This window comes from Methylocaldum marinum (genome assembly GCF_003584645.1).
Taxonomy (GTDB): Bacteria; Pseudomonadota; Gammaproteobacteria; order Methylococcales; family Methylococcaceae; genus Methylocaldum; species Methylocaldum marinum.
On record NZ_AP017928.1, the window covers coordinates 3767224 to 3793044 of the forward strand.

Annotated in this window: 23 protein-coding genes, 1 tRNA gene and 1 riboswitch; of the genes, 14 read left to right on the forward strand and 10 right to left on the reverse strand. The window is 58.7% G+C overall.

The window, feature by feature from the left end; all coding sequences use genetic code 11:
• The first annotated feature begins 206 nt into the window (after window positions 1-206).
• The 5 genes from sS8_RS16670 to sS8_RS16690 all read left to right on the forward strand — a co-directional run bounded on the left by sS8_RS16670 (window position 207) and on the right by sS8_RS16690 (window position 2678).
• The gene (locus sS8_RS16670; RefSeq protein ID WP_119630600.1) at window positions 207-398 is read left to right on the forward strand and encodes a hypothetical protein; all 192 of its coding nucleotides are present in this window, start codon (window positions 207-209) and stop codon (window positions 396-398) included.
• A 14-nt stretch (window positions 399-412) separates the two neighbouring features.
• Window positions 413-829: a hypothetical protein gene (locus sS8_RS28210; RefSeq protein ID WP_232020717.1), complete on the forward strand. Its 417-nt coding sequence runs from the start codon at window positions 413-415 to the stop codon at window positions 827-829.
• On the forward strand, window positions 786-1175 hold the full coding sequence (locus tag sS8_RS16680; RefSeq protein ID WP_456299272.1) for a helix-turn-helix transcriptional regulator: 390 nt from the start codon (window positions 786-788) through the stop codon (window positions 1173-1175). Before sS8_RS28210 ends, sS8_RS16680 begins: the two co-directional genes overlap by 44 nt.
• 68 nt (window positions 1176-1243) lie before the next feature.
• Window positions 1244-1738, forward strand: a complete 495-nt coding sequence (locus sS8_RS16685) for a YbjN domain-containing protein (RefSeq protein ID WP_119630604.1) — start codon at window positions 1244-1246, stop codon at window positions 1736-1738.
• 13 nt (window positions 1739-1751) lie between these two features.
• Window positions 1752-2678, forward strand: coding sequence for an ADP-ribosylglycohydrolase family protein (locus tag sS8_RS16690; RefSeq protein ID WP_119630606.1), 927 nt, complete (start codon window positions 1752-1754; stop codon window positions 2676-2678).
• 471 nt (window positions 2679-3149) lie between these two features.
• On the opposite strand, the gene sS8_RS16700 is transcribed toward sS8_RS16690, so the two are convergent.
• Window positions 3150-3225, reverse strand: a tRNA-Glu gene (locus sS8_RS16700).
• 185 nt (window positions 3226-3410) lie between these two features.
• Window positions 3411-4436: an isocitrate/isopropylmalate dehydrogenase family protein gene (locus sS8_RS16705; protein ID WP_119630610.1), complete on the reverse strand. Its 1026-nt coding sequence runs from the start codon at window positions 4434-4436 to the stop codon at window positions 3411-3413.
• A 162-nt stretch (window positions 4437-4598) separates the two neighbouring features.
• Here sS8_RS16705 and grxD point away from each other — a divergent pair, with 162 nt between their 5' ends.
• A complete protein-coding gene (grxD, locus tag sS8_RS16710) occupies window positions 4599-4934 on the forward strand; it encodes a Grx4 family monothiol glutaredoxin (RefSeq protein WP_119630613.1) in 336 nt (111 codons plus the stop codon).
• Here the strand turns inward: grxD and rnt are convergent.
• On the reverse strand, window positions 4923-5573 hold the full coding sequence (gene rnt, locus sS8_RS16715) for a ribonuclease T (RefSeq protein ID WP_119630615.1): 651 nt from the start codon (window positions 5571-5573) through the stop codon (window positions 4923-4925). The genes grxD and rnt overlap by 12 nt on opposite strands.
• Window positions 5574-5723: 150 nt before the next feature.
• On the opposite strand from rnt, the gene sS8_RS16720 reads away from it, so the two are divergent.
• Window positions 5724-6530 carry an MlaA family lipoprotein gene (locus sS8_RS16720; RefSeq protein ID WP_119630617.1) on the forward strand — a complete coding sequence of 269 codons (807 nt, stop codon included), beginning with the start codon at window positions 5724-5726 and terminating at the stop codon, window positions 6528-6530.
• A 369-nt stretch (window positions 6531-6899) separates the two neighbouring features.
• Here sS8_RS16720 and sS8_RS16725 read toward each other — a convergent pair whose 3' ends face one another.
• The 3 genes from sS8_RS16725 to sS8_RS16735 form a co-directional block, all read right to left on the reverse strand.
• Window positions 6900-8063 carry an alkaline phosphatase family protein gene (locus sS8_RS16725; protein ID WP_119630619.1) on the reverse strand — a complete coding sequence of 388 codons (1164 nt, stop codon included), beginning with the start codon at window positions 8061-8063 and terminating at the stop codon, window positions 6900-6902.
• A 404-nt stretch (window positions 8064-8467) separates the two neighbouring features.
• Window positions 8468-8878 carry an EamA family transporter gene (locus sS8_RS16730; RefSeq protein WP_119630621.1) on the reverse strand — a complete coding sequence of 137 codons (411 nt, stop codon included), beginning with the start codon at window positions 8876-8878 and terminating at the stop codon, window positions 8468-8470.
• Window positions 8875-9747: an aldo/keto reductase gene (locus tag sS8_RS16735; RefSeq protein WP_119630623.1), complete on the reverse strand. Its 873-nt coding sequence runs from the start codon at window positions 9745-9747 to the stop codon at window positions 8875-8877. The genes sS8_RS16730 and sS8_RS16735 overlap by 4 nt, the downstream gene beginning before the upstream one ends.
• Window positions 9748-9991: 244 nt before the next feature.
• Between sS8_RS16735 and minC the strand changes: the two genes are divergently transcribed.
• The 4 genes from minC (at window position 9992) to sS8_RS16755 (ending at window position 13874) form a co-directional block, all read left to right on the forward strand.
• The gene (gene minC, locus sS8_RS16740; protein WP_232020341.1) at window positions 9992-10756 is read left to right on the forward strand and encodes a septum site-determining protein MinC; all 765 of its coding nucleotides are present in this window, start codon (window positions 9992-9994) and stop codon (window positions 10754-10756) included.
• A gap of 29 nt (window positions 10757-10785) precedes the next feature.
• Window positions 10786-11595, forward strand: coding sequence for a septum site-determining protein MinD (minD, locus tag sS8_RS16745; RefSeq protein WP_119630627.1), 810 nt, complete (start codon window positions 10786-10788; stop codon window positions 11593-11595).
• Window positions 11596-11597: 2 nt separating this feature from the next.
• The gene (gene minE, locus sS8_RS16750; RefSeq protein ID WP_119630629.1) at window positions 11598-11882 is read left to right on the forward strand and encodes a cell division topological specificity factor MinE; all 285 of its coding nucleotides are present in this window, start codon (window positions 11598-11600) and stop codon (window positions 11880-11882) included.
• A gap of 303 nt (window positions 11883-12185) precedes the next feature.
• On the forward strand, window positions 12186-13874 hold the full coding sequence (locus tag sS8_RS16755; RefSeq protein ID WP_119630631.1) for an ABC1 kinase family protein: 1689 nt from the start codon (window positions 12186-12188) through the stop codon (window positions 13872-13874).
• A gap of 83 nt (window positions 13875-13957) precedes the next feature.
• Here sS8_RS16755 and sS8_RS16760 read toward each other — a convergent pair whose 3' ends face one another.
• From sS8_RS16760 to thiC, 3 genes are all read right to left on the reverse strand, one after another.
• Window positions 13958-14356 carry a hypothetical protein gene (locus sS8_RS16760; protein ID WP_145986569.1) on the reverse strand — a complete coding sequence of 133 codons (399 nt, stop codon included), beginning with the start codon at window positions 14354-14356 and terminating at the stop codon, window positions 13958-13960.
• Window positions 14357-14473: 117 nt separating this feature from the next.
• Window positions 14474-15067 (reverse strand): plasmid pRiA4b ORF-3 family protein, encoded by a 594-nt coding sequence (locus sS8_RS16765; protein WP_170161123.1) that lies wholly within the window; start codon window positions 15065-15067, stop codon window positions 14474-14476.
• A gap of 20 nt (window positions 15068-15087) precedes the next feature.
• Window positions 15088-16962, reverse strand: a complete 1875-nt coding sequence (gene thiC, locus sS8_RS16770; protein ID WP_119630636.1) for a phosphomethylpyrimidine synthase ThiC — start codon at window positions 16960-16962, stop codon at window positions 15088-15090.
• 56 nt (window positions 16963-17018) lie between these two features.
• Window positions 17019-17164, reverse strand: a riboswitch (TPP riboswitch).
• A gap of 150 nt (window positions 17165-17314) precedes the next feature.
• Between thiC and sS8_RS16775 the strand changes: the two genes are divergently transcribed.
• On the forward strand, window positions 17315-17494 hold the full coding sequence (locus sS8_RS16775) for a hypothetical protein (RefSeq protein ID WP_119630638.1): 180 nt from the start codon (window positions 17315-17317) through the stop codon (window positions 17492-17494).
• A 447-nt stretch (window positions 17495-17941) separates the two neighbouring features.
• On the opposite strand, the gene sS8_RS16780 is transcribed toward sS8_RS16775, so the two are convergent.
• Window positions 17942-18370 carry a hypothetical protein gene (locus tag sS8_RS16780; protein ID WP_119630640.1) on the reverse strand — a complete coding sequence of 143 codons (429 nt, stop codon included), beginning with the start codon at window positions 18368-18370 and terminating at the stop codon, window positions 17942-17944.
• A 298-nt stretch (window positions 18371-18668) separates the two neighbouring features.
• Between sS8_RS16780 and sS8_RS16785 the strand changes: the two genes are divergently transcribed.
• Window positions 18669-20915 carry an adenylate/guanylate cyclase domain-containing protein gene (locus tag sS8_RS16785; protein WP_119630642.1) on the forward strand — a complete coding sequence of 749 codons (2247 nt, stop codon included), beginning with the start codon at window positions 18669-18671 and terminating at the stop codon, window positions 20913-20915.
• A gap of 1178 nt (window positions 20916-22093) precedes the next feature.
• Window positions 22094-25384: a FecR domain-containing protein gene (locus tag sS8_RS16790; RefSeq protein WP_170161124.1), complete on the forward strand. Its 3291-nt coding sequence runs from the start codon at window positions 22094-22096 to the stop codon at window positions 25382-25384.
• Window positions 25385-25821: the final 437 nt, after the last annotated feature.

A 25821-nucleotide genomic window follows, 5' to 3' on the forward strand; every position in this document is an offset into this window, starting at 1 on the left:
CATCTCGACAGCATTGTGCTGGTTACAACCAAATTTCATTAATCGAGAAACACGGATACCTATGGCGCGTGAAAGATCGATTTCTAAAGACCACAATTAGGAATCACACTTCTTGCTGCTTGGATGTTGTCCGACGTTTAGACTGCCTTCTTCATCCGTCATATCGTGTCGCACTCAGTTCTAAACGCCACCCGGATTTTTGCAACATGCCCCACCCACTCATCCGCCAATGGGAACTGCTCAAACTGATTCCCCGCGACCGCAAGATCACGGTCACCGAACTCCATCGCAAACTTTCCGATCTCGGCCTTGTCGTATCGCGACGAACGATCGAGCGCGATCTGCTGGCCTTATCGACGCCTTTTGGCCTTGAATGCGACGACCGCAGCAAACCGTGATGATGGAGCGATACTTGAAAAATTTATTGCCGATCGCGGTAGCAGAGAATTTGAGCCCCTATTTCCAGGCTGCTCGTGAAAAATTCGGGGAACTCAATCCCGAACAGCCGTTGCAGACCTGGCTGGACAAGGTCGCCGTGGTGCCCCCTGGTCAACCGGTGTTGCCGCCTAAGATTGATGCCGCCATCCAGCGCACCGTGTATGAAGCCGTGTTGAAGAATCGGCAACTGGAGATGAGATGCCAGCCGGTCACGGCGTTGCGGCCTAGGCGATATGTGCCGGTGAACCCCCCTCGGGCTGGTGCAGCAAGGTCCCGTGGTTTACCTGGTAGCCACGGTTTACGTCTATCAGGACCCATTGATTCTAGCCTTGCATCGGATACGGTCGGTGAAACTACTGGAAACGCCAAGCAAAGCTTTGGAGGGGTTTAGCTTACGTGGGTTCATTGCCTCAGGTGCTTTTGGTTTTGGCGAATCGGACCACTGGATCGACCTGGACATCGTGTTCACGGCCGGCGCCGGCGAGCATTTGCTGGAAAAGCCCCTGAGTTCCAACCAGAAGGCCGAAAGACGGGCACCGGGCGAGGTCCGGATCCAGGCGCGCGTGCTTTACACGCGGCAGTTGGTCTGGTGGCTGACGGGATTCGGCCCTGATGTCGACATCCTCGCGCCCGAGTTTTTGAAAAACGAGATTGCCGAGCGGCATCGGGCGGCATACACGGTTGAAAGATCCAAAGGCACGTTGCGTGCGACAGTATCTGACGCATCGCTGATCTAGACTTTCTCGGGCCCGGACCTGGTGCGACCAATCACGGCCGCCCACATCCCCGGCGAGGAACTGACACGATGACGAACATGATTGAATTAGCGCAGCACTATTTGGCCGAGAAGGGTTACCACTTCATCCGTAGGGGCGAGAGCGAATCCCTGCACCTGAGCTTCAGCGCGGAGAACGGCACCTATGCCGTCTTCGTCGATACGGATGACGTTCAAGCGGTGGTGGGCATCTACGTCTACGCGCCGACCAAGGTGCCCGAGCCTAAGCGGCAGGCCGTTATGGCCTACCTGACTCGCCTCAACTACGGTTTACGCTTCGGCAGTTTCCAGTTCGATCTGGACGAGGGTGGCGTACGTTATGTCCAGAATATGGATATCGAAGGCGCCACTCTGACGAAGCCCATGCTGCTCAATATGCTGCATTTCGCCTTGGATGTGATGGACCGCTACTATCCCGGCCTCATGCGGATCATCTATGCGGATGCCGATCCGACGGAAACGCTCGCAGCGCTGCAATCCCGAGAGCCTGCCGGCCAGGCGGCCGAAGCGGACGCCACAGTCTGAGCGGGGTTTAACGATGGAGAGACTTCAACAAGAACCCAAACAACGCCAGGACCGTTATCGCGGCTGTCTCTTGGGGCTGGCCGCCGGCGATGCGGTGGGGACCACCGTGGAATTCAAACGACGGGGCAGTTTCGAACCGGTCACCGACATGGTCGGTGGCGGACCATTCCGCCTGGCGCCGGGCGAATGGACCGACGACACATCAATGGCCCTGTGTCTCGCCGCGAGTTTGATCGAGTGCCAGGGCTTTAATGCGAAGGACCAGATGGATCGCTATGTGCGCTGGCACAAGGAAGGCTATATGAGCTGCCACGGCTGGTGTTTCGACATCGGCAACACCGTCTGCGATGCGCTCGTGCGTTATCGGAAGACCGGTGACGTCTATGCCGGATCGGAAGATCCGCTGAGCGCCGGCAACGGCTCACTGATGCGCTTGGCGCCGATTCCGCTGTTTTATGCCAGGGCGCCCCGCCAGCAGGCGCTAGCCTTCGCCGAATTGAGTTCGCGCACCACCCACGGCGCGCCGGAGTGTTTGGAGGGGTGCCGCTTGTTCGCCGAAATGCTGTTGCGCGCGTTCGAGGGCCAGTCGCGGGAGGCAATCCTGTTTGAGCATGAACCTGGTTTCGTGACTTCGCCCAACATCGCCGCCATTGCCCGAGGCGATTACCGGGACAAATCCGAAGCCGAGATTCGCGGCACCGGCTATGTGGTTCCGAGCCTCGAAGCCGCGCTCTGGTGTTTTTTGCACACGGACAATTTTGAGCAAGCCATCCTCCGTGCCGCCAATTTGGGCGACGATGCCGACACCACGGCCGCCATCTGCGGGCAGATTGCCGGGGCGTATTATGGGGAATCGGGCATTCCGTTGCGTTGGCTGAAACGGTTGGTCATGGTGGATGACATACGCACGATGGCGGACAGCTTAAGCCAGCCGGATTGACCAAAGGGAGATCCGATACCGGACGGATCGGCTTAAAAACGGGTTCTCCAGGCGGACTCGCTCGAGACCCATCGGGCCGAACGCCTGATCATCTCTCGAAACCTCTAAGGTCATGCCATGAAATTGTGCGGAACGAGAGTGCAACACGTCGGCCCGGCGGAGGCGTCGGCAAAGGATTGCCGACGAATACTTCCGCGCAATGTGACGCATTGCGAACTTTTCGAAACCCCGGCCGCATGATTTCAAGTCGCCGGGGGTGTTTCGACCCATCCAATCGATTCCCCGGCAAGTCCGCTCAATGAGCGGTTCGTATGCCGTAGGATTTTCCTGAATGTACTCGGGATGAAATCCAGGCGTGGCTCGAAGAGCGATCCGGTGTACTCCCGGACCTGGAAAGGAAAGGCGAAAAGGATTTGCGGGCGGAAGAGCAAGCCACCGTTGGGGCTTTGCTGCCCCAAGGCCATATCATTATGGCGTCCCCAAGGGGGTTCGAACCCCTGTTGCCGCCGTGAGAGGGCGGAGTCCTGGGCCGCTAGACGATGGGGACGTAACGGAAGGGCTAATACATTAGCGCGAGACGTCCAATAGATCAAATTGTATTTTTTCTTTTGCAGTTTCGGCTAACGATCTCCGGCGGTTTTCGGTCCCATGTCCGTCGGCCATGGGACCAGATCGCGCTTAGGGTTGGACGTTCGAGAGACGGAAAGTTCCCGGCGAGAACGGGCCGTCCGATCAACGTTCCTCGATCAGCTCGCGGATTATTGCCTCCGCCATGTGTTGCGTCCCATAGGACGAATTCTTGTTCAGGTCGGGTGTCACGATTCTCCCGTCGCGGATGACCTTGCGGACGGCGCGTTCGATTTTCCGGGCCGCGTCGAGTTCTCCGATATGTTCCAGCATCATGGCGCCGGCCAGAATCATGGCGGTCGGATTGGCGATACCGAGGTCCGCGATATCGGGAGCGCTGCCGTGCACGGCCTCGAACAGGGCGGCATCGGTGCCGATGTTGGCGCCCGCGGTCAGCCCGAGACCGCCGATGAGTCCGGCCGCCAGGTCCGATAGGATATCCCCGAACAAGTTGGTGGTGACGACCACATCAAACACGTCGGGCTTCATGACCAGCTGCATCGAGCAGGCGTCGACGATCTTGTCCTCGAATTCGATCTCCGGATAGCCCTTGGCGATCTCCCGGCCGACCTCCAGAAACAATCCGGAGGTGCACTTGAGGATGTTGGCTTTGTGCACCAGCGTCACTTTCTTGCGCTGGGTTTTGCGGGCATATTGGAACGCATATTCAATGATCCGCTCGGAGCCCTTCTTGGTAACGATGGCGATGCTCTCTGCCCCCAGTTTTTCCGCATCGACCTTGATGAAATGCTCGATACCGGCGTAGAGGCCCTCGGTGTTCTCACGGACCGTCACCAGGTTCACGTTCTGAAACGGTGTGCTGGTGCCTTCGAAGGATATGGCGGGACGGACATTCGCGTATAGGTTGAAGGTCTGGCGCAAGGTGACGTTGACGCTCCGGTAACCGCCGCCGACCGGCGTGGTAAGCGGCCCCTTAAAGCAAATTCGATTTCGCCGGATCGATTCGATGGTCTCTTCGGGCAGCGGATCAGCATGTTTCTCGACCGCCGCCATGCCCGCTAATTGCCGATCCCATTGGATTTTTACGCCGGTCGCCTCGATCACGCTGACCGCGGCATCGACAATCGACGGTCCGATACCGTCGCCGGGAATGAGGGTTATTTGATGCATGCAGGAAAATCCTTGGTTTTCTTGAGTACTGAAATTTTCTGTTGAGCGGATTATCCAACAGTAAGCGTCAAATTTTAAGCAAAATCGGCGACCTTTCGAGCGTCGAAGGTTTCTGATAGATTTGCTAGGATATTAGATCCACTTCAATTTGAGATAGTTGGTATGGACGTTACAGAACGCATCAAGAAACAGCTCGCCGAAAATCCCGTAATCCTTTACATGAAAGGCTCCCCGGACTTTCCCCAGTGCGGCTTTTCGGGACGGGCGGTGCAGATTTTGGAGAACTGCGGCGTCGAGTACGCTTATGTGAACATCTTCGAAGATCCGGATCTGCGCGAGGGGCTGAAGGTATACTCGCAATGGCCGACGTTTCCTCAGCTCTATATCAACGGAGAGCTCATCGGCGGCAGCGACATCATGCTGGATCTGTTCGAAAGCGGGGAGTTGCAGAAACGGCTCAAAGGAGCGGCTCCGGCATCGGCGGATTCATCGGAGTAAATCGCTCGCGCTGCCTTTTTCAATCGTCACCAGGTCTTTCCAGCGGTTCACGATCGCGCAGAATAAGCGTGCAGTTTGTTCGGCATCGTAAATCGCTGAATGGGCCTCGTCGTTGTTCCATTCGAATCCCGCGGCTTGCACTGCCTTCGCGAGTACTGTCTGCCCGTAGGCCAAACCACTTAAAGTCACGGTGTCGAAAGTGCTGAAAGGGTGAAAGGGATTTCGCTTGATCCCGCACCGCGCCACTGCTGCATTCAAAAATCCGATGTCGAAGGCGGGATTATGTCCGACCAGAATCGCCCGCGTACATTCGGCCTGCTTGACGGCGGCCCGGATGGGCTGAAAGATTTTCGAGAGCGCTTCCTTTTCATCCACAGCCAAGCGGAACGGGTGATAGGGGTCGATCTTGTTGAAATTCAGGGCCGCCGGGTCCATGCGCGCACCCGGAAAAGGCTTGACATGAGTGGAATGGGTCTCGCGGATTTGGAGATCACCGTTGCCGTCCATCTCGGGAATGACCGCGGCAATTTCCAGCAAGGCGTGCTCCGAAGGGCTGAGACCTGAGGTTTCGACGTCGACGATAACGGGCAAATACCCGCGGAAACGGCGCGCCAGAGTGGGATGCTCCTGATCAGGCATTATTGTGAATGTATTTTTTTCTCGACTAGGTTCGGTAAGCTCATTATATTTTCCCGTCAAAACGAATTTAAGTTCACGCTCACTCGAAGCTTCGGTCCGGATATGCTAATTTTAGAGGAACCCTGATCGCCTTCGGGAAAGGAACAAAAAATGAAAACAATTCGCCAGTTACACCCTTTGCTGCCCGTCCTCGGGCTCGCGGCTATCGTGAGTCTTGCCGGCTGCGCCACCGCTACCAAGCATGATCCGCGCGACCCTTGGGAAGGGTGGAACCGCGGCGTTCAAAAATTCAACGATACGCTTGACGATTATGTCATGAAACCGATTAGCCAGGGCTATCAGTGGATCACGCCATCGTTCGTCGATAGGGGTATCACCAACTTTTTCAGCAATGTCGACGATATCGGCGTAATCGCCAACGACCTGTTGCAGTTCAAGCTCCTCCAGACCGGACAGGATACCGGGAGGTTCCTCGTCAATACCGTCCTGGGCGTGGGAGGTTTCATAGACGTCGCCTCCAGGCTCGACCTGCCGAAACACAACGAAGACACCGATCAGACTCTGGGCGCCTGGGGCATTCCCTCCGGCCCTTATTTGGTGCTGCCCTTCATCGGACCCAGTACGCCCCGCGGCGCTCTCGGTTTGGCGGGAGACACCGCTGCCAATCCCATCAACTGGATTAATCCGGCCGCCATTCCTTATAGCGTGGGTACTCTGAAAACGGTCGACATGCGCGCCGATCTATTGAGCGCTACCAAGATCGTCGACGAGGCGTCGGTCGACCGTTACGAATTCATTCGCAACGCCTACTTTCAGCAACGTAATTATCTGATCCATGACGGGAACCCGCCTCTGGATGAACAGTTTGAGGAAGAAATGGATCTTGAATTGGAAGGCTTGAGCCCCACCAACTTTAACACCGAGAACGAACAAGAGCCCGCGAGCGAACAGCTTTAAAGCGACGCTCGAAGAACTCAAAGCGCAAAAAGCAAAACCGGCACAGAAGATTCCCGCTGTGCCGGTTTTTTCATTTCTCGGACTCTTAAAAGCCATTTCGAATCGAGCTTGAGCGCTGTTTCAGGCGGGTTAACGCGCTCTCCGAATGCGCAGACCGCATTCGAAACGTCCTAAAGCATTTTCAATTTCGCTTATACAGCATCACAACGGGGCCGGCGGAAGTCGTCGGCCGCCTTCGCCAGGAAAGATCGACTCAAACCTTTGTAGGTCGGCAATCCCTTGCCGACGCAGACGCTTGATCGAGCCGCGGCGTCCGGAAAGGATTCCCGACCTCCTCGCGAGTTCCCGCGACACAAATATGAAAACGCCCTAGTCAGCCGCCGCCACAATGAGCGGCACGCTCATCTCTTCCGGGCTCATGCCGCCGTGGACGCCGATCTGCCGATATTGGCGTTCACCCGGTAGCCAATCCTTGATGACGTAGTTTTCCTTCATGATCAAGGTGTAGTCGCCAATTCGCTCGATGAGCCGCGGATGCGGGCTGCCCGAGCCGAAGCAGCCGGAAGCCAGCAATTCCCGGCTTGGATGCATATCGAGAAACCGGCTCAGACCGTCTTGCACATAGCGTTCGAAACGTCGCGCCTCCCCCGGCTTCACGTAGCAATACGCGGCACGTCTTTCACCGCACAAGGGCAGGATCAGACAGTCCTTCAGCTCGGGATGATCGTCCAGCTCGATGATACGATCTTCGCTGGTATCGATTTGGCCGTGATCGGCGGTCACGATGAGGAGGGTATCGGTTCCGGCGATATTTTCGGAAAAAGCTTCGAACGCATCTTCCAGTTCGGCCAGATGGCTTCCGGCGTCCGGGCTTGAACATCCGTGTTCATGGCCGATTCGGTCGAGTTCCGGCCAATAGGCGTAAATGAATTTGCGAACGGCCTTCTTCCGCAGCGTCTGCAAGATTACGCCGAAGAAGTCCTCAAGCGTATCGAAATGCCGCAATTCGGCCGAGCCTTGATGCGCCAGGTTGAAATCCGAATAGGCAATACGACGTGGGGAAACGACATAGCAGGGCACAGGGACGCGGTCGAAAATAGGCACATGACCGAAAAAAGCTTCGACGTCGACGCCGGATTTTCCGAGCGGAACGCCGCCATATCGCGGTACGCCGGGCAATACCGAAAGTACGGCCCCCAATTCCTTGAAATACATGTGCCAACCGGTCAGGCCGTGCTGTTGCGGAGCCAGCCCGGTCAAGAAGCTCGTAATCGCTGTTGCGGTAGTGGACGGAAAAACGGAGGTCATGCAACCCTGAAGGTGTTTCCGCAGAAAACCGCCTAGTGCTCGTCGGATTACGAATTCATAACCCAGACCATCGACCACGATCAGGACGATATTTCGATAGGCGCCTACCTGTGCCGATGAAAGGGCGCCAAGTGGCGGGTAACCGTTCGGCTCGCCGCCGAGCCCGGTAATGAGCGAACTCAGCAGATTGATGATGCCGCCGCCCTGGTAGTCCGGAAATTTCATGCGCGCCTCAATTTCTAACGAGCATCGTTACGATCGGCGGTTGCAAGCGACCACGACATTTTCGCGCCCAGCTCATGGAACTGGAGACAGCCGTTGAGCGCCAAGACCCTCTCCGGAGTCATGACGATTCGCCGGTGCGAAAAAACGTTCGGCAGCTTCCGCCGGATTATCCCATTCGGCATTCGAGCGAACATCAATCGTAGGATGGGCAGAGCGCGGCGAAACCCACCGATGGTGCGTTAGCCCTTCGACCGCGCTCAGGACAGGCCCTTCGACGGAGCTCAGGACAGGCTCCGCGTAACCCACCGATTCGAAGTCGCTCGGTGGGTTACGGCCTCGCGGCCTAACCCACCCTACAAAAAATCGATGCCTTATTGAAAGCGAATTGGAACTAAGACCGCGCATCACGTGCTGATCAATACTATCGCGATCACCCCCAGTACGATTCCGGCTGCCTGTCTGAGTGTTACCGTATCATTCAAAAAAAGACCGGCGAGGAGGATGGCGAGGATCGGATACAAGGCCGTAACGGTGGACACCAGCGTGACCGGGCCTCTGGTCACGGCATACAGATATGCGAAAGCTCCCATCGTCCCGAGGACTCCGGTGCTCAATGCCAACCCGATGCCCCGCGGGTCCGCCGCCGGTTTGAAAGCAATCAAAGCCAGGACGATCATCGCTACGACGAGACCTCCGGCAGCCTCGTAAATAATGGCGCTCCTGGGGTCGATATAGCGCGTGGTGAGTTTGGGAAGAAATGCCCAGATCCCCCAGCAGAAAAAAGTCGCGGCCGCGGGCAGGATCCAGCGCGTCATCGAAGCTCCGGCAAAGTATCTATGGCCTGAATATCCTCCGGGTCGAGACGGAGCTGCAAGACGCGCAGACTATCCGCGATGCTGGCCGGCTTGCTGGCCCCCGGGATGGGGATGATATGCTCGCCCTTGGCCAGCAGCCAGGCCAGCGCGATGCCATAGCGGGATGACCGATATTTTTCGGCCAGACGTCCGAACAGCTCGCTTTGATTGAGACGCATGTGCCCGTAGTGTCCGCCGACCGGGCTATGCGGGACATAGGTAATGCCCTTCAGACCGCAATGCTCGATCACGCCGTTGGCGAAATCCCGCTTCTCGAAGGGATTGCAACGGTTCTGCACGGAAACGATGGGGACATGTTCGAGCGCGGCCTGGATCAAGTCCAGATCGCTGACATTGGATAGACCGATATGCCTGATCTTGCCTTCGTCCCGGAGCTTGATCAGTTCCTCCAGAGAAGGCAGCAGCCCGATGTTGGCGTCGACCGCGTGCAACTGATAGATCTCGATGCAGTCCGTTTTCAGGTCCCTAAGGCTTTGTTCGCAGGATCGCCGCAGGAACTTCGGATCGCCGTCGATGACCCATTCGCCTCCGGGACGTCTGAGACCGCCCTTGGTCGCGATCACGACCCGATCCCGTTTGCCCAGCCGCTCCAGGGCTTTGACGATCAGCCGCTCGTTGTGTCCGGTGTCGGAATCGTCGAGACAATAGACATTGGCGGTATCGATGAAATTGCCTCCGGCCGCGAGAAAGGTTTCGATGACTTGAAACGCCTGCTCCTCGGAAGGCCTGCCTTGGATGGACAACGCCATGGCACCCAGGCCGATGGGCACGACCCGAATGCCGGTGCCATTGATTTCTCTCTGCGTCATGAAGTTTCCCTCCTGGCTGCGTTCGCCGCAGCAAACTGCCGATCGTTCGGAGGATCATAGCATCCTTGGCTTACGCCGTGTTCGTTGGCTCGAACTCCGGGCGCCGGGGCGAACATCGAGACCGTGTGCGGGCGGGACCTCCCCGCGGCATCCGGCTGCACGCCGCCGAATCCGCTTCGGACCGCTTGCGTTTACGCAATTTTTACGGGAGTGATAGAATGCGCGCATCGCAAATTCCGCCGATGTGCCCCGCCTGATCAGGATGCCCGTCAAACCCAACGAACAGTCGATTCGGTCCGTTTCGCTCGAAATCAAATCGGGCTCCATTACGCTGCCGATCTTGAAATTATTGAACGGCGACACCGGGTTCGTTGCACAACAGCTGCAAGACAAGATCCGGCGGGCTCCGGATTTTTTCCGCAATGCGCCGGTGGTGATCGATCTCGGCGAATTGCCCGACGATGCCGAGGTCGATTTCCGGGATTTGATTGATGTCCTGCACGATCACCATTTGATTCCGGTCGGAGCCCGCGGAGGGAGCCTCAAGCTGCAAACCGCCGCGCGCGACGCCAAACTGGCCATATTTCCGGAACACAAGCCGGAAACCGCCGCGGGCACCGCATCCGAGCCTGCCGCTACGAAAACCCCGTCAACCTCGCCGCGGGCGCCGGCCAAACCGTCGAGCGGCAGCAAACTGATCGAGCAGCCGGTCCGCTCAGGACAGCGGATTTACGCATCCGGCGCCGACCTGATCGTTCTGTCCCAGGTCAGTCCCGGAGCGGAAGTCATGGCGGACGGAAACATTCATATTTACGGTTCGCTCCGCGGTCGTGCCCTGGCCGGAGTACAGGGAAACCTGGATGCGCGGATTTTCTGCGCCGACCTGCAAGCCGAACTGATAGCCATCGGCGGGCATTACAAGATCAGCGAAAACCTCGACGAGTCCATGCGTGGCAAGCCGGTGCAAATCTATTTGCGCGACAACTCGTTGATTATCGAAAACCTGTAAACAAAGCTTTTTGAATCTGGAGAGTACGAGTGGCGAGAATTATCGTTGTGACTTCCGGAAAGGGCGGCGTCGGCAAAACGACCACGAGCGCCGCCCTTTCCATGGGATTGGCGCTGAACGGCCACCGCACCGCCGTCATCGATTTCGACATCGGGCTGCGCAACCTGGATCTCATCATGGGTTGCGAGCGGCGCGTGGTCTACGACTTCGTGAACGTCATCAACCAGGAAGCCACCTTGAATCAGGCACTGATTCGGGATAAGCGCTGCGAGAATCTCTACATCCTGCCCGCTTCGCAAACCCGCGACAAGGAGGCGCTCACCCAGGAAGGCGTCGAGCGCGTGCTGAACGAATTGTCGGAAACCTTCGAATACGTCGTCTGCGATTCTCCCGCGGGGATCGAGCGCGGCGCCCATCTCGCAATGTACTTTGCCGACGATGCGATCGTGGTCACCAACCCCGAGGTTTCTTCGGTCCGCGACTCGGACCGAATGCTGGGCATACTCGCCAGCAAATCCCGCCGCGCCGAGCAGGGGCTGGAACCGATCAAGGAATATCTCCTGCTGACCCGCTATTCCCCCCAGCGCGTCAAACTGGGCGAAATGCTCAGTGTGGACGACGTACAGGAGATTCTCGCCCTGCACCTTCTCGGCGTGATACCGGAATCGAAAGCGGTGCTCAGCGCCTCCAACGCCGGAACCCCGGTCATTCTCGATGACAAAAGCGACGCCGGCCAGGCCTATGCCGATATGATACGCCGGTACTTGGGCGAAAATGTTCCTCACCGATTCCTCGAAGAGGAAAAGAAAGGCCTGTTCGGCCGGCTGTTCAGGGGCTAGTTATGGGACTCTTGGATTATTTTCGAAGTTCTCGGCCGTCGAGCGCGGCTATCGCCAAAGAGCGCCTGCAAATCCTGGTGGCGCACGAACGTTCGCAGCGTTCTCAACCGGATTATCTCGCCGCCATGCAAAAGGACTTGCTGGAAGTGATCCGCAAGTACGTGAATATCGAGCAGGACGCCATCACGGTTTCCATGGAACAGGATGAAAACCGCGAGATCCTGGAACTCAATATCGTTCTGCCCGACGATGACGAGCGCAAGCGAAGTCCGCGTCCTCGACGCTGAACGGAACGCCTCGCGCGAAAACAATCCGCCGGTGCCGCCGCGGGGCCGGCGAAACTCGGAAGCGGTTCACCGGGCAGCCGAAAAAACCCGGGCGGAACAATTTCCGGCAGGTTTCGGTTGATCGGCACGGCGGGCCGATCGTGTAACATAAGGCCGTAATCACATTGCCTCGGCAACGGGGCAGGGTTTCGGCGCGATCTCCAGCCGCCTTAGGCAGCCCCCCACTCGACTGTACGCGACGAATTCAGCAGCGGCGATCGATACGGATTTTGAGCGTTTCCTCCAAAAGCGGATCATTCGACGATGATACTTGAAACTCTAAGCGCGATGCGTGACCTGGGACGCTTGCACGACATTGCGTCCATCCTGATACGCTATGGTTTCGGCGACATCGTCAAGCGACTGGGGCTTGAGCGCGTGCTGGAAAAGGCGGGGCGAGCGCTCAACTGGAGCCGGTTCGAGGAACTTCTGCGGCTCGAGCCCCCGCAGCGCGTGCGCAAGGCCATGGAAGAGATGGGTCCGACCTTCATCAAGTTCGGACAGATTCTCGCCACCCGCGTGGACTTGTTCCCTCCGGACTGGATCACGGAATTCGAAAAATTGCACGACCGGGTGCCGCCGCTTCCTTTCGAGCGGCTGAGACCGCAGCTCGAGGAAGACTTGAACGGTGCGGTCGGTGAAGTCTTTGTCGAGTTTGACGAAACCCCTTTGGCCGCCGCCTCCATCGCCCAGGTCCATCGCGCCCGTCTTCCCGACGGCCAGCAAGTGATCGTCAAGATTCGCCGCCCCGGGATTCGGCCGACTATCGAGGCGGACTTGCGCCTGCTCGAACGTCTAGTGGCGATCATCGAGCGCGAATTCCCCGATGTCAGCCGATTCCATCCCCAGGAAGTGCTGCGGCAATTCAAGATCTCGCTGCGCAACGAGCTGGATCTGCTCACCGAGGGAAGGAATACCGAGCGGGTGGCCGACAATTTCGCCGGGGATCCCACGATCGTGATACCCAAGGTCTATTGGGAATACTGCGGCGAGCGGATCAATGTTCAGCAATATATCGACGGGATTGCCGGACGCGATATCAAAGCGGTCGACACCGCGGGGCTGGATCGCAAGGTTCTGGCGCAGCGCGGGGCGGACGCCGTGCTGAAAATGGTGTTGATCGACGGTTTCTTCCACGCCGATCCGCACCCCGGCAACTTCATTTTCCTTTCCGGAAATCGCCTGGCTTTCATCGATTTCGGCATGGTCGGTTCGCTGTCGGAATCACGCCGGGACCAAGTGGTCGACATGCTGAACGCCATCGTGGTACGGGATGCCGCCACGGTGGTGGATGTACTGCTCGACTGGGCGGCCGAAGCCGCGCCCAATACCGAGCGCCTGGTTGCCGAAGTGGGCATGTTCATCGACAAGTACCACGGTGTCGCGCTGAAGCAGCTCCGTCTGGGCGACATGCTCACGGAAATGACCAGTCTGATGCGCGACCACCAGCTTACCCTGCCGCCGGATTTGACCATGCTGTTCAAGGCCCTGATCACGCTCGAAGGGGCCGGACGCCAGCTCGACCCGGATTTCGATATCGTCGCTCAGGCCTCTCCCTTGTTGCAGCAAGCCAGCGTGCTTCGCTACCACCCGGAAACCTTGTTCAGGAAAGGGCAGCGCAATCTCGCCAGCCTGCTCTCGGTCTTGAGCATCTTGCCGCAGGATGTCCGCAGGCTGATGAGGCTTCTTCGGAGCGGGGCCGTCAAGGTTCACGTGGATCTCAGCCAGCTTGACCGTTTCGGAATGCTCATGGACCGGGCCGCCAGCCGGCTGACCGTCGGCATGGTGACCGCCTCGCTCATCATAGGATCGTCCATCGTCATGACCGTCAGCGGCGGTCCCACGCTGTTCGGCCTGCCCGCTCTCGGCGTTTTGGGATTTTCGGCGGCGGGTATCGGCGGATTATGGGTGCTGATTTCGATTTGGAAAACCTCGCACCGGGGAGAAAGATAGCTTCGGTTCGTGCCGACCGCCTGCGGCGGAATCGCCCTTGCGTTCCGCTCGGTCCTTGCAGGCAGGTCTTCTATTTTAGACGCTCAGCGGTCTTGTGCCGGAGGGGATGTCTCGGAACCCGTGGCGGCTACCGCGTCTTTCTCGATGACGGTGCGATCGTCCACTTTCAGAAAGGTGATGCCCTGATCCATCAGATATCGGCATTCGGCGCGTTTCGCCGAGCCGACGTTGTTCCAAATCAGGGTGACATATTTCACGTGATCACTGTCGGACTCGGACGGGCTGTATGGATGAGTGCCGACTTCGGTCTTTACCGCCTCGGTGCATTTATCCAGTGCCAGAGTACTGAGCAAGTTCGACGTTTGCAGAAAGGCGCCCTGCATTTTTTCTTGCGGGGTTTCGCGAGTAGTGCCGACGATGACAAAACCGACGATGATCACGATGGCGAACCCGATTGCGCCTTTGACGACGTTCGACTCCATGATTTCCTCTCTTATAGTATGGTTGGAAACCAGGCGACTATAACAAAAAAACCGGGCCGCGAAACCGTCTACGTTGCGGAATTTCAATGATGGCCGGGAGCGGCCTGCAATGCCTGCTCACTTGATTTTCGCTTTTTCCGGCTTCTTTCGCCGTACGCTTTTCTGTACAGCCTTCGCGGCCGCCTCGAGGTCGAACCGCTCCGGCTCGAAATCGCCGGCCCATTCGCGCAGCTCCTCGTATTCCGGGCGGCCGGGATCCGCCAGGATTTCCAGCAGATTGGCATAGCCCCACGGCCCGCCGCAGTCCTCCGGCGGACAGGCCCGCTCGCCGGCCAAAAGACGCGGTCCCAGGCCATCGTCCGGCAGCCGCTTCTCGATGGCGATTTCGTGCCACCAGTCATCGCCGAAGTCGTACCAGTATCGAAATTTGCGGCGGTTTCCCAGGACATCGCTCAGCCGGGTCTTCTTTTCCGAAAGCAGCCTCGGCACGGAACCCGGCCCAAATGGGTCCGGAGTGGCATCTCCGACGCGTACTTTGCCCGCCTCGAATTCGTGCATATGGTAATCCTCCCAGCCCATGGCGGCCTGTATGACCTTGTGCAATTGTGCGAAGGTCAGGTCGTCCGTCACCAGCAACCGGCGCCAAATGGGCGGGTCTATATTCGACAAGGTGATACGGAGCGGGAGTAATTTCGCCGATATTTGTTCCATGCCCATTCTCCCGGTTCGGCTTATGCCTTACGATAAATCTCCGCCCCGCTCTTTACGAACTCCTCCGCCTTCTCCTCCATGCCCGCCGTCAAGGCCTCGCTCTCCTTGAGTCCATGGGTTTGCGCGTAATCCCGCACATCCTGGGTGATTCTCATCGAGCAGAAATGCGGGCCGCACATGGAGCAGAAATGGGCGAGCTTCGCCCCTTCCTGCGGCAGGGTTTCGTCGTGGAATTCCACCGCCTTTTCCGGGTCCAGGCTGAGGTTGAACTGATCCTGCCAGCGGAATTCGAAACGCGCCTTGGACAAGGCGTTGTCGCGAACCTGCGCGCCCGAATGGCCCTTGGCGAGATCGGCGGCGTGGGCGGCGATCTTGTAGGCGATGATGCCGTCGCGGACATCCTGCTTGTTGGGCAGCCCCAAATGCTCCTTGGGGGTGACGTAGCAGAGCATTGCGGTTCCGAACCAGCCTATCATGGCGGCGCCGATGGCCGAGGTGATGTGGTCGTAGCCCGGCGCGATGTCGGTGGTGAGCGGCCCCAGGGTGTAAAAGGGCGCTTCCCGGCAAAGTTCCAATTGCTTTTCCACGTTTTCCTTGATCATGTGCATGGGCACGTGGCCGGGGCCTTCGATCATGGTCTGCACATCGTGCTTCCAGGCGATTTCGGTCAGCTCGCCCAGGGTCTTGAGTTCGGCGAACTGGGCCTCGTCGTTGGCATCGGCGATGGAGCCGGGCCTGAGGCCGTCTCCCAGGCTGAAACTGACATCGTAGGCCTTCATGATCTCGCAGATGTCCTCGAAATGGGTGTAGAGGAAATTCTCCCGGTGATGGGCCAGGCACCACTTGGCCAGGATCGAGCCGCCGCGCGACACGATGCCGGTCACGCGTTTCGCGGTCAGCGGGATGAAGCCCAGCCGCACGCCGGCATGAATGGTGAAATAATCCACGCCCTGCTCGGCCTGCTCGATCAGGGTATCGCGGAAAATCTCCCAGGTCAGTTCCTCGGCCTTGCCGTCGACCTTTTCCAGAGCCTGGTAAATCGGCACGGTGCCGATCGGCACCGGCGAATTGCGGATGATCCATTCGCGGGTTTCGTGGATGTTCTTGCCGGTGGACAGGTCCATCACCGTATCCCCGCCCCAGCGGATAGCCCACAGCATTTTTTCCACCTCTTCCTCGATCGAGGAGGTGACGGCCGAGTTGCCCAGGTTGCAGTTGATCTTCACCAGGAAATTGCGGCCGATGATCATCGGCTCGGATTCCGGATGATTGATATTGGCCGGGATGATGGCGCGTCCGCGGGCGACTTCGTCGCGCACGAACTCCGGGGTGATGAGCTTGGGAATGGATGCGCCGAAGGATTCGCCCGGATGCTGGAGCTTGTACATCTCGCTGACGGCTTCGAGGCGCTGATTTTCGCGGATGGCGATGAATTCCATTTCCGGCGTGACGATGCCTTTTTTCGCGTAATGCATCTGGGTGACGTTCGCCCCGGCTTTGGCCCGCCGCGGCCGGCGAATATGCTCGAAGCGCAGATGGGCGAGCGCGGGATCGGCCTGGCGCCCGCGGCCATAATCGGAACTCGGCCCGGGCAGCGCCTCGGTATCGCCGCGCTCCCTGATCCACGCTTCGCGCAGAGGCGGCAAACCCTGTCGCAAATTGATACTGACTTGCGGATCGGTATAAGGTCCGGAGGTGTCATAGACATAAACAGGCGGGTTCTCTTCGGCGCCGAAACTGGCCGGCGTATCGGATTGGACCACCCGGCGCATGGGCACGCGGACATCGGGACGGCTGCCCTGAACATAAGTCTTTTCCGAAGCGGCGAACGGCTGTATGGAGGCACGCTTGGCGGTTACGGCTTCGTGCAGGAATTCTTCGGGGAATGCGCTCATCGCTTTCTCCTGGATAAAAAAACGGAAAAAGGGGCGCAGGCAAGACGGTCCATCGCCGGGCTCAGGACAGGCTTTCCTACGCCGGTGTTAACCGGATCAGGTTCGAAGGGTGTTTCTCAGCCCTGCAGGAGGCGTTGAATGAGCCGTTTCGCGAAAAATCGACCGCGCCGAGAACCGCAGCAGGGCACCCCCAGCCTTACGGATAAAGGGCTAAGCTAAAGCAGAAACGGGGATTTGGCAAGGTAGGGAGCCACCCCGCTCATGGCGAATCGCGACTTTCGGAGAAAGTCGCGCATCGAAGGGAATCCTCCGGGCAAGGGACGAGCGTACGGAGATTACCAAGGAGGTATGAATGGAAACGGTAATCGAACAGCTCATACGCACCTTTAACGGATACGGCTACGCCGTCGCCGGCGTCGTGATCGGCTTTTTCGACGATCCCGCCCAGGCGCGAGCGTGCGCCTTTCAGATCGTGAACCTCACCCAACAGGACGTCGACGTTTTCGGAAATCAGCTGATAATGGTTCTTTAAACCCGAAAACGGCAATCCGGTATTCCACGGTTACACTTTAAGGAAGCCCCGATAAGCCCTCTCCCTCCGGGAGAGGGCTGGGTGAGGGCCTGTTAAATCAATCCGTTGCACAGGCTGATTCTCCGAATTGGAGTCTTACGAATGGCCAAGGAAGTAAAGCCACAAGAGTTCCCTCTCCCTCCGGGACAAATCGGCACGACTGCCGATTTGCACGCGTGAGCGCCGCTTGCGGCTCCACACAGGGAATGTGAGGCGTAATTTGGCTGGGGTGAAGGCGATCCGAATAGGACTTTACTTTACTTAACGCGCAGCAAAAATCCGGGCTTCCCTACAAGCGTGAAATCGCTCAAGAGTCGGGCTCGCCGGATTTGTCCGGGCGGGCGGGGCCATGGAAGCGGTCGGCCGCCTTTCCGGACCCGGAAGATCACCAAACCGCGCGCGCCGCCCCTACCAGCTCCGAATGCCGGCCCGCGACGGGCGCGGGCGCGTCTGCGCGAGCCGTCGGTACAAGAACCAAAGCCGCCACAAGGATTCCGGAATTTCCGGCAAAACATGGTGCCGCAGCGCGGGATCGAAAAGCGTTTTGGGTTCGAACGCATCGAACGCGAGCAAGGTGTCGGCCGTAACCCTGCGGGCCTGAAACGCGTCGGTGGAAATCGGGACGATCAGCAAGCGTCCGCAATCGACCTCCGCTTCCGTCAGCGCCAACACCAGTTTCCCGTTGACCGTATCGGCTCCTTCGATCAGGCGTCCTCCCGCATCGCACCAATAGCCGCTGGTTTCCACAGCCACCCCGGTCGAACCCTCGAAACGCAAGTGAAACGTGTAGATCTCCAGGTCGGATTCCTTCTGGTTCTTGGGTGGATCAGACTTCATCGACCGGGTCTCTTGATATTTCGTGCAAGCCTCAGACTAAGGCGTGACAATCGATGATTCCGTGACATATTTACCAATCTCGCTCCGTTGTGGATTTCACTACGTATAATGTAGACGATTCCAAAAAATCGGTGCGGTGGAACCGTGGAATGTCACGGACGGTTTCAGCCCGCGAAGCGACCAAATCCGTGGCGACGAATTCTTGCGACCGGCCTTCTTTCCAGGATTTGATTGTAGTGATATCAGCCAATCACCGTTCCGCATTTCACGGCGTGAACCCGGGCGGTCAAGACGCCTTATGAGCAATCCTATCCCGCTGGTGCTGGGATGGTTACGGCGCGCGCGAGTGCCGCTTCTGATCGCGTTCAGCGGTTTGCTGCTCAGCCTCATACCCGTTCTGGCACAATTCGGCGAACGATTCGATTTCGGCCTGCTTTACCGCCTGAGGGGCGCGGAAAGTCCACCCGGAGAAATCGTGATCGTGGGCATCGATCACGAGTCCGCGCTGCGCCTGCAGGCGCCCAACGATCCCCAGTCATGGCCGCGCAGGCTCAACGCGAGGGTAATTCGCAATGTCCAGGCGTCCGGCGCCGAACTGCTCGCGTTCAATGTCTTTTTTTTCAGCCCGGCGTCCGATCCCGACGACGACCGGGACATGGCCGACGCGATGCAACGCATGGGGCGCGTCGTGCTGACCGATTACGTCAAGCCCCGGCAGGTTTCTGCGGGCATATACCTGGAATCGGTGGTGCATTCCACCGAACAATTGACCGATGCGGCCCTGGCCACGGCACCGTTCCTCCTGCCCAAGGACGACTACGGCATGAACCAGTTTCTCTCCTTCTTCGGGGGAGAAAGCCAGGCGACCTTGCCCGCCCGGCTGCTGCTGGCCTACGCCCTGCTCACGGCCCGCGACGACCTGCTCGGCGTTTTCGGCGATGTGGCGCCGGAAGCGACCGATTTCCTCAGGAAGGAAACGAGCGAACGGGAGCAGTTCGACGCCTTGCAGCGCGAGCTTACCGTACTCCTGCAATCCCGATCCGATTTGCTGCCCGCCCTCGAGAGCAGCCTCCAGCAAAGACCGATGTCCGAAAGAACGCGCCTCATGCTGCGCGCCCTGTTTCGCGTTCATGCCAGCGGGCGGCCGCGTTACTTCAGCCATTACGGTCCCGCCCGCACCTTTCCCACCATACCGTTCTATAAACTCGTCGACTCCCCGTCCGAACAACTGATGACGGCGCTTCGCGGCAAAATCGTCCTGATCGGATATCTCGAGGATTTTCAGCCCGAATATACCGAAGGGCTGTTCCAGTCGCCCTATTCCACGATCAGTTCGGTCGAACTGACGGCGACCGCCCTGGCCAACCTGCTCGAAGACAAATCGGTGCGGCCCTTGCTTACGCCGCTGGAAGAACTCGCCTGGCTGTTCTCCTGGGGACTCGTCCTGGGTTGCTGCGCGCAACTGCTCTCGGTGAAAAAGGCGCTGCTCTCGATTGCGGTGCTGAGCGGCGGATATTTGTCGACGGCATGGGGACTGTTCCTCGCCGAAGGATTTTGGCTGCCGCTCTTCATCCCGCTGATCTGGCACGCGCCGGCCGCCCTGCTGAGCAGCATGCTGATCAACCATTGGCGGCGAGTCCGGCGCGAAGAAAAAATACACTCGGTGATCGAGCGCTTCATTCCCGTGGACGTTTTCAGCCACCTGACCCGGGATGAAGACATCAAAGCATTGCCCTCGTACGGGCGTTTGACCCATGGCATTTGCCTCGCCACCGACGCCGGGCGATACTCGGCCCTGGCCGAAACCATGGAACCCATGGCACTCGCTGACCTGATGAACGAATACTACCGGGTCATCTTCCAACCCGTGGCGAGGCACGGCGGATGGATTTCCGACGTCATCGGGGACGCCATGCTGGCGATCTGGATCACCGAAGGGAACGATCCCAAAACACGGTGCAACGTGTTGCAGGCCGCGCTCGAAATCCAGCAGGCCGTGCGCCGCTTCGAGCAGCACCATCAAATCTGCTTTCCGGTACGCATAGGGATACACTGCGGCGATCTCCGCATCGGCTATATCGGCACCGACAGCCGCGGCGAGATCCGGGCGGTCGGCGACACAGTCAACATCGCGGCGCGCCTGGAAGCCTTAAACAAGGTACTCGGTACCGAAATCCTGGTATCGGAAGCCGTGCTGCAGGGACTCGAGGAAAACCGGGCCCGGCGGCTGGGCCAATTTCTTCTGGCCGGGAAAACCCGGCCGGTATCCGTAGCCCAATTGGTGTCCGCCGAGGCAGTGGAAATGGGCCACTGGTGCGAGGTCAACCACCGGTTTCAGACTGCCCTCGACCACTTCCAGGAAGAACGATGGCTGGAAGCTTATGCCGCTTTCAGCCAGCTTGTTCTACAATTACCCGAAGACGGACCGATCCGATTTTATTTGAAAACATGCGAGGCGCGTCTCAGGGGGGGACTTGCGGCTGGCGATCAGCCGCTCGGCATTCGTGTTGAAAAATCGGACTCGGCCCGTCCGCTAACCAAATGACCTCGAATTGATCCGGCCGAATTCGAGTCCCTCCCCGACCGCTATACAGGCAAATGGAACAGGACTGACGCAGGACTGTTTTCGGACAAGTTCGCTGGGAGCGACCCTTTCAATCGCAAACGGCGTTTCCGGAAGCGCCGAAATTGCAGTTCCAACGGCGAGCAGGCCTTAGAGCGTTTTTCATGTCGGTGTACGGACTCGTGTCGGGAAGGAAGACTGTAGGTCGGCAATCCCTTGCCGACAAAGCCCTTTGCCGAGCCGGAACGTCGGCAAAGGATTGCCGACCTACATATCGGGATCCCTTACACCGAATCGAAAAATACTCTAAGTCGGCCCCTCCATGTGTAAGCGGCCGCTTTGGCCGCGATCTTTCCGGTCGGAAAAATCGTCCTGGCGTTTGCAGCCTCGCGAGATGAGTTACTGATGCTCAAGAAAGTAAAGCCAAAAGAGCCCCCTCTCCCTCTGGGAGAGGGTTGGGGTGAGGGCGATTCGAATAGGACTTTACGTTACGCACAGTAAAGACCCGTGCCCGGCGGCAATGCCGCGGGACTTACGCATTTTGCCCCTTCTCCCTCCGGGAGAAGCTTGGGATGAGGGGATCAAAAAGAAGGAACTCCCTATTTTTCAATCCCCTCACTAGCTAACCCTCGCTCCCGCCGCAGGGTGTCGTAGAAGGAGCAGTAGGATGCGGTGAGGCACGAACCGTATCGTTCGGGATTTTGCGCCCTTATCTTCAGGGAAAGGCATCGCAAAATCCCGCACCTCCGGAAGGGTGTAACAATTACACCTACCCCTCCGGAGGAAGCCGGCGGCGGCGATAAATGCGTGTCTCAACAAACAGCTTATCGCTGCCCACAATCCCGGAAATGCGGGCACGGCTTTTGCTCAACCCGCTTACCGGGCGCGGCACGCGGGGTGCCGGGCAGGACAGCCCGGGAAGACCCGGACGCCAAGGATGACATGGAGCGAACCACATCCTTGTGCCCTGGATGACGACATGACGGCCTGACTTAACGGCATTGGGGTGCCGTAGGCAGGATGCGCGAATAAGGCACGAAAATAATGCCTGGTTGCACCAGGCTGGGGGGGGGACCGGAGCCCATGCGAAAGTCCTTTGACAACAACTCAAACACACGTTTCGCAGCTCGATGCAAAAATCAGCCAAATTGTTTCTGACGATGATCGCCGTACTCCTCGTGAGCCGTCCCGGTATCGCGGCCACCTGCGAACAATGGGCCGCCCAGCTGGTTTCGGCACAGGGCCAGGTCGAGATCCAGTCCTCGGGGAAACCGTCATGGACGCCGGTGGAAGACGAACAAACCTTCTGCCCCGGTGACCGAATCCGAACCCTGGTTCGCAGCCGCGCATCGCTGCTCCTGCCGAATCAAACCTACATCGCGCTCGATCAGCACACCGTCGTGGTTTTTTCCGATGTGAAGGCGGAAGCGCCGTCCTGGCTCGAACTGCTCGCCGGCGCCCTGTACGCCCGCAGCCGGACGCCCAAGCCGCTCGACATCCGAACCCCGTTCATCAACGCCGCCATCAAGGGCACCGAGTTCCTCATCAAGGCGGGACCCGAGGGCGGCCAGGTCACGGTCTTCGAAGGCGAGGTCGAGACCTCCAATACTAAGGGACAGGTCGTGCTCAAGGACGGCCAGACCGCCGTGGCCGCCCTCGGCGAGGCGCCGCGCCTGGCCCTGGATCTGCGGCCGGAAGACAGTGTCCAGTGGGCGCTTTATTTCCCGCCGCTGGTGGATTACGCCGCCCTGCAGGCGCGCGTGCGCGACCCGCACGTCGCCGAAGCCCTCCGCCTTTATGCCGACGGCGACATCGTCGAAGCCCTGGCCGTGCTCGATCGCGTGCCGGACGCGCGCCGCGATGTCGATTTCGCCGCCCTCTACGCCGGCCTGCTCCTGAGCGTGGGCCGGGTGGACGAAGCGGAACCGCTGCTGGCCGCCCAGGCCCGGGGGGCGAAAGCGCCTGCCGCCATCGACGCCTTGCGCGCGGTCATCGCCCTCGCCCGCAACCGGAAGCCGGAAGCGCTCGACCTCGCGAATACGGCGGTGCAAACCGACCCCGCTGCGGCTTCGGGCTGGATGGCGCAATCCTATGCACGCCAGGCCGCATTCGATCTCGAAGGCGCGCTGGCCAGCATCGACCGCGCGGCCGCGCTCGATCGCGGCGATGCCCTGGTCGAAGCCCGCCGGGCCGAGCTCCTGGCCGGCCTGGGGCGCTGGTCCGATGCACGCAAGGCCGCCGAGCATGCGGTCCGGATCAACCCGCGCCATCCCCGCGCCCATGTCGTCTTGGGCTTCGTCGAACTCATGGACGGGGATGCCTCCGAAGCGCTGGCGAGCTTCGGGAAAGGCGCCGAGCTCGATTCCGCCGATCCCCTGGCCCGCTTCGGCTCGGGGCTGGCTCTGGTGCGCAAGGGCGAGCTGAAGGAGGGTACGGCGGCGATCGAGACCGCCGCCAGCCTCGACCCCGGCGACGCCCTGATCCGCAGCTATCTCGGCAAGGCTTATTACGAGCAGAAACGCAACGCAGTCGCCGAAAAGCAGTTCGACCTCGCCAAGACCTTCGATCCCAAGGACCCCACGCCCTGGTTCTACGAAGCGATCAAGAAGCAGACCGAAAACCGGCCGGTGGAAGCGTTCAAGGAACTGCAACGCGCGATCGAGCTGAACGACAACCGCGCGGTCTACCGTTCCAAGCTCGCTCTGGACGACGACCTCGCCGCCCGCAGCGCCGCCCTGGGACGCATCTACACCGATCTCGGCTTCGGCCAGCGCGCCGTGGTCGAAGGCTGGCGCTCGCTCAGCGTCGAGCCGGGCAATTATTCCGCGCACCGGCTGTTGGCCGATTCCTACTCGTCCCTGCCGCGGCACGAGATCGCCCGCGCTAGCGAAGTGCTGCAATCGCAGTTACTGCAGCCGATCAACACCACCCCGATACAGCCCCACCTAGCAGAAGGCCGGCTGCTGATTCCGGACGGCGCGGGGCCGTCGCGGCTTTCGTTCAACGAGTTCAACCCCATGTTCACCCGCGACCGCTTCAGCTTCCAGGCCTCCGGCATTGCGGGCAGCAACGACACCTTCGGGGAAGAGCTGGTGCATTCCGGGCTCTGGGACAACTTCTCCTACAGCCTTGGCCAGTTCCATTACGAGACCAACGGCTTCCGCAAGAACAACGACTTGCGCCAGGATATTTATAACGTCTTCGCCCAGGGCATGGTCAGCCCTAACTTGAGCATTCAGGCCGAATACCGGCACCGACATTTGGAGCATGGGGATTTGCTGTTCTACGGCAACCTGGAGACTTTCGACGATAGCTTTCGGCGCGAGGTAACCACCGACAGCATTAGGACCGGCCTTCATTATTCGCCCACTGTAAATTCCGACGTCATTCTGTCGGCCAAGTACCTGGATTCTCTTCGGAATCACGTCGATGAAAACGGATCATACACCGCTAGTCAGCGCGGCTTCGCGGGCGAAGCCCAATATATCTACCGGCGCGACCCCTTCGATCTGATCTTGGGCGGTGGCCGCCGCGACATTTCGGCTGATTTGTCAGATCCTTTCTCTGCCAAAGAGATTGCTTACGACATCCGCCACGGCAACGCTTATCTCTATTCCCATGTCCGCTTTCCGAGCACCATGATCTGGACGCTTGGGATCAGCTACGACTTGTCCCGTAATCAATGGATCGGCGATTACGACCAGGTCAACCCAAAACTCGGGCTGATCTGGGAGGTTACGCCCGATACAATCTTACGTCTCGCTGCATTCCGCACCTTTGATAGGGGTATCGACGAGGAGGACTCGACTATCGAGCCGACTCAGATCGCTGGGTTTAACCAATTCTTTGATGGCGTTGCCGCCACGGATGCTAGGCGTTACGGCATCGGTCTGGATCACAAGTTTTCGTCCAGTCTCATGGTCGGCTTGGAAGCATCGTTGCGCGACGAAATTGTGCTTGTCCCGCGGCGCGTCAGTTTAGCTACGTCCAACTTTATCTCGCAACGGGAAGAAATACTCTATCGTGCTTACAACCACTGGGCAATTAACGATTACTTCGCTGCAAGCCTGGAATATCAGTTCGATACCTACGCAATCGACACTTTGACCATCTATAAGAACCATATCATCCCGCTCAGTTTGAGCTACTTCCATCCCTCCGGCCTGTCTAGTACCGTCACAGTGACCTATGTCAATCAGGAAGCCTTCGAAGGGAATGTCGAGTTTTTGAAAAATCACGATGACAATCAGTTCGCGCTACTCGATTTTTCCCTGAAATATCGTTTACCCTATCGTTACGGCACGGCGGCATTTGTAGTAAAAAACCTGTTGGATCAGCGATTCGATTTTTTGGGCCAGAACGCCTTCAGCTTTCGAACGAGGCGCTTGGAAGAAACGCCTTTATTTATTCCGGAAAGGACGATGTTTTTTCAACTCACACTGGCATTTTGAGGACTCCGTACAGATGTCCAGGAATGCACGTCAGACTGGGAGGAATATATGAGCGATCAGGCTTCACGACAACAGAAAACCAATGGGGCTTGGGAATTGGCTAAACGCCATAAAAAGAAGCTGGCAGCGGCCATCGCGGGCGGAGCTTTACTTGCCGCCACATCGATATGTGGTGTCAGTTGTCCGAAGGGCGAAAAACTTGCGCCTGGAAGTTTCAGTTGCATTCCATGCTAGTGAACTGAACGAAGGGTGCGCCACGCGCACCCTTCGCCTTGCCGCCGAATCCTCCCGCCGCTCCCCGCACCGTAAATCACCCACCCCAGCCTTACCCACCCGCTCTCTAAACTCCCCGATTTTATAGGTCGGCCATCCCTTGCCGATGCGGAGCCGCGGCCCGGCGAACCGCTTCGTCGGCAAAGGCATGTCGACCTATCACC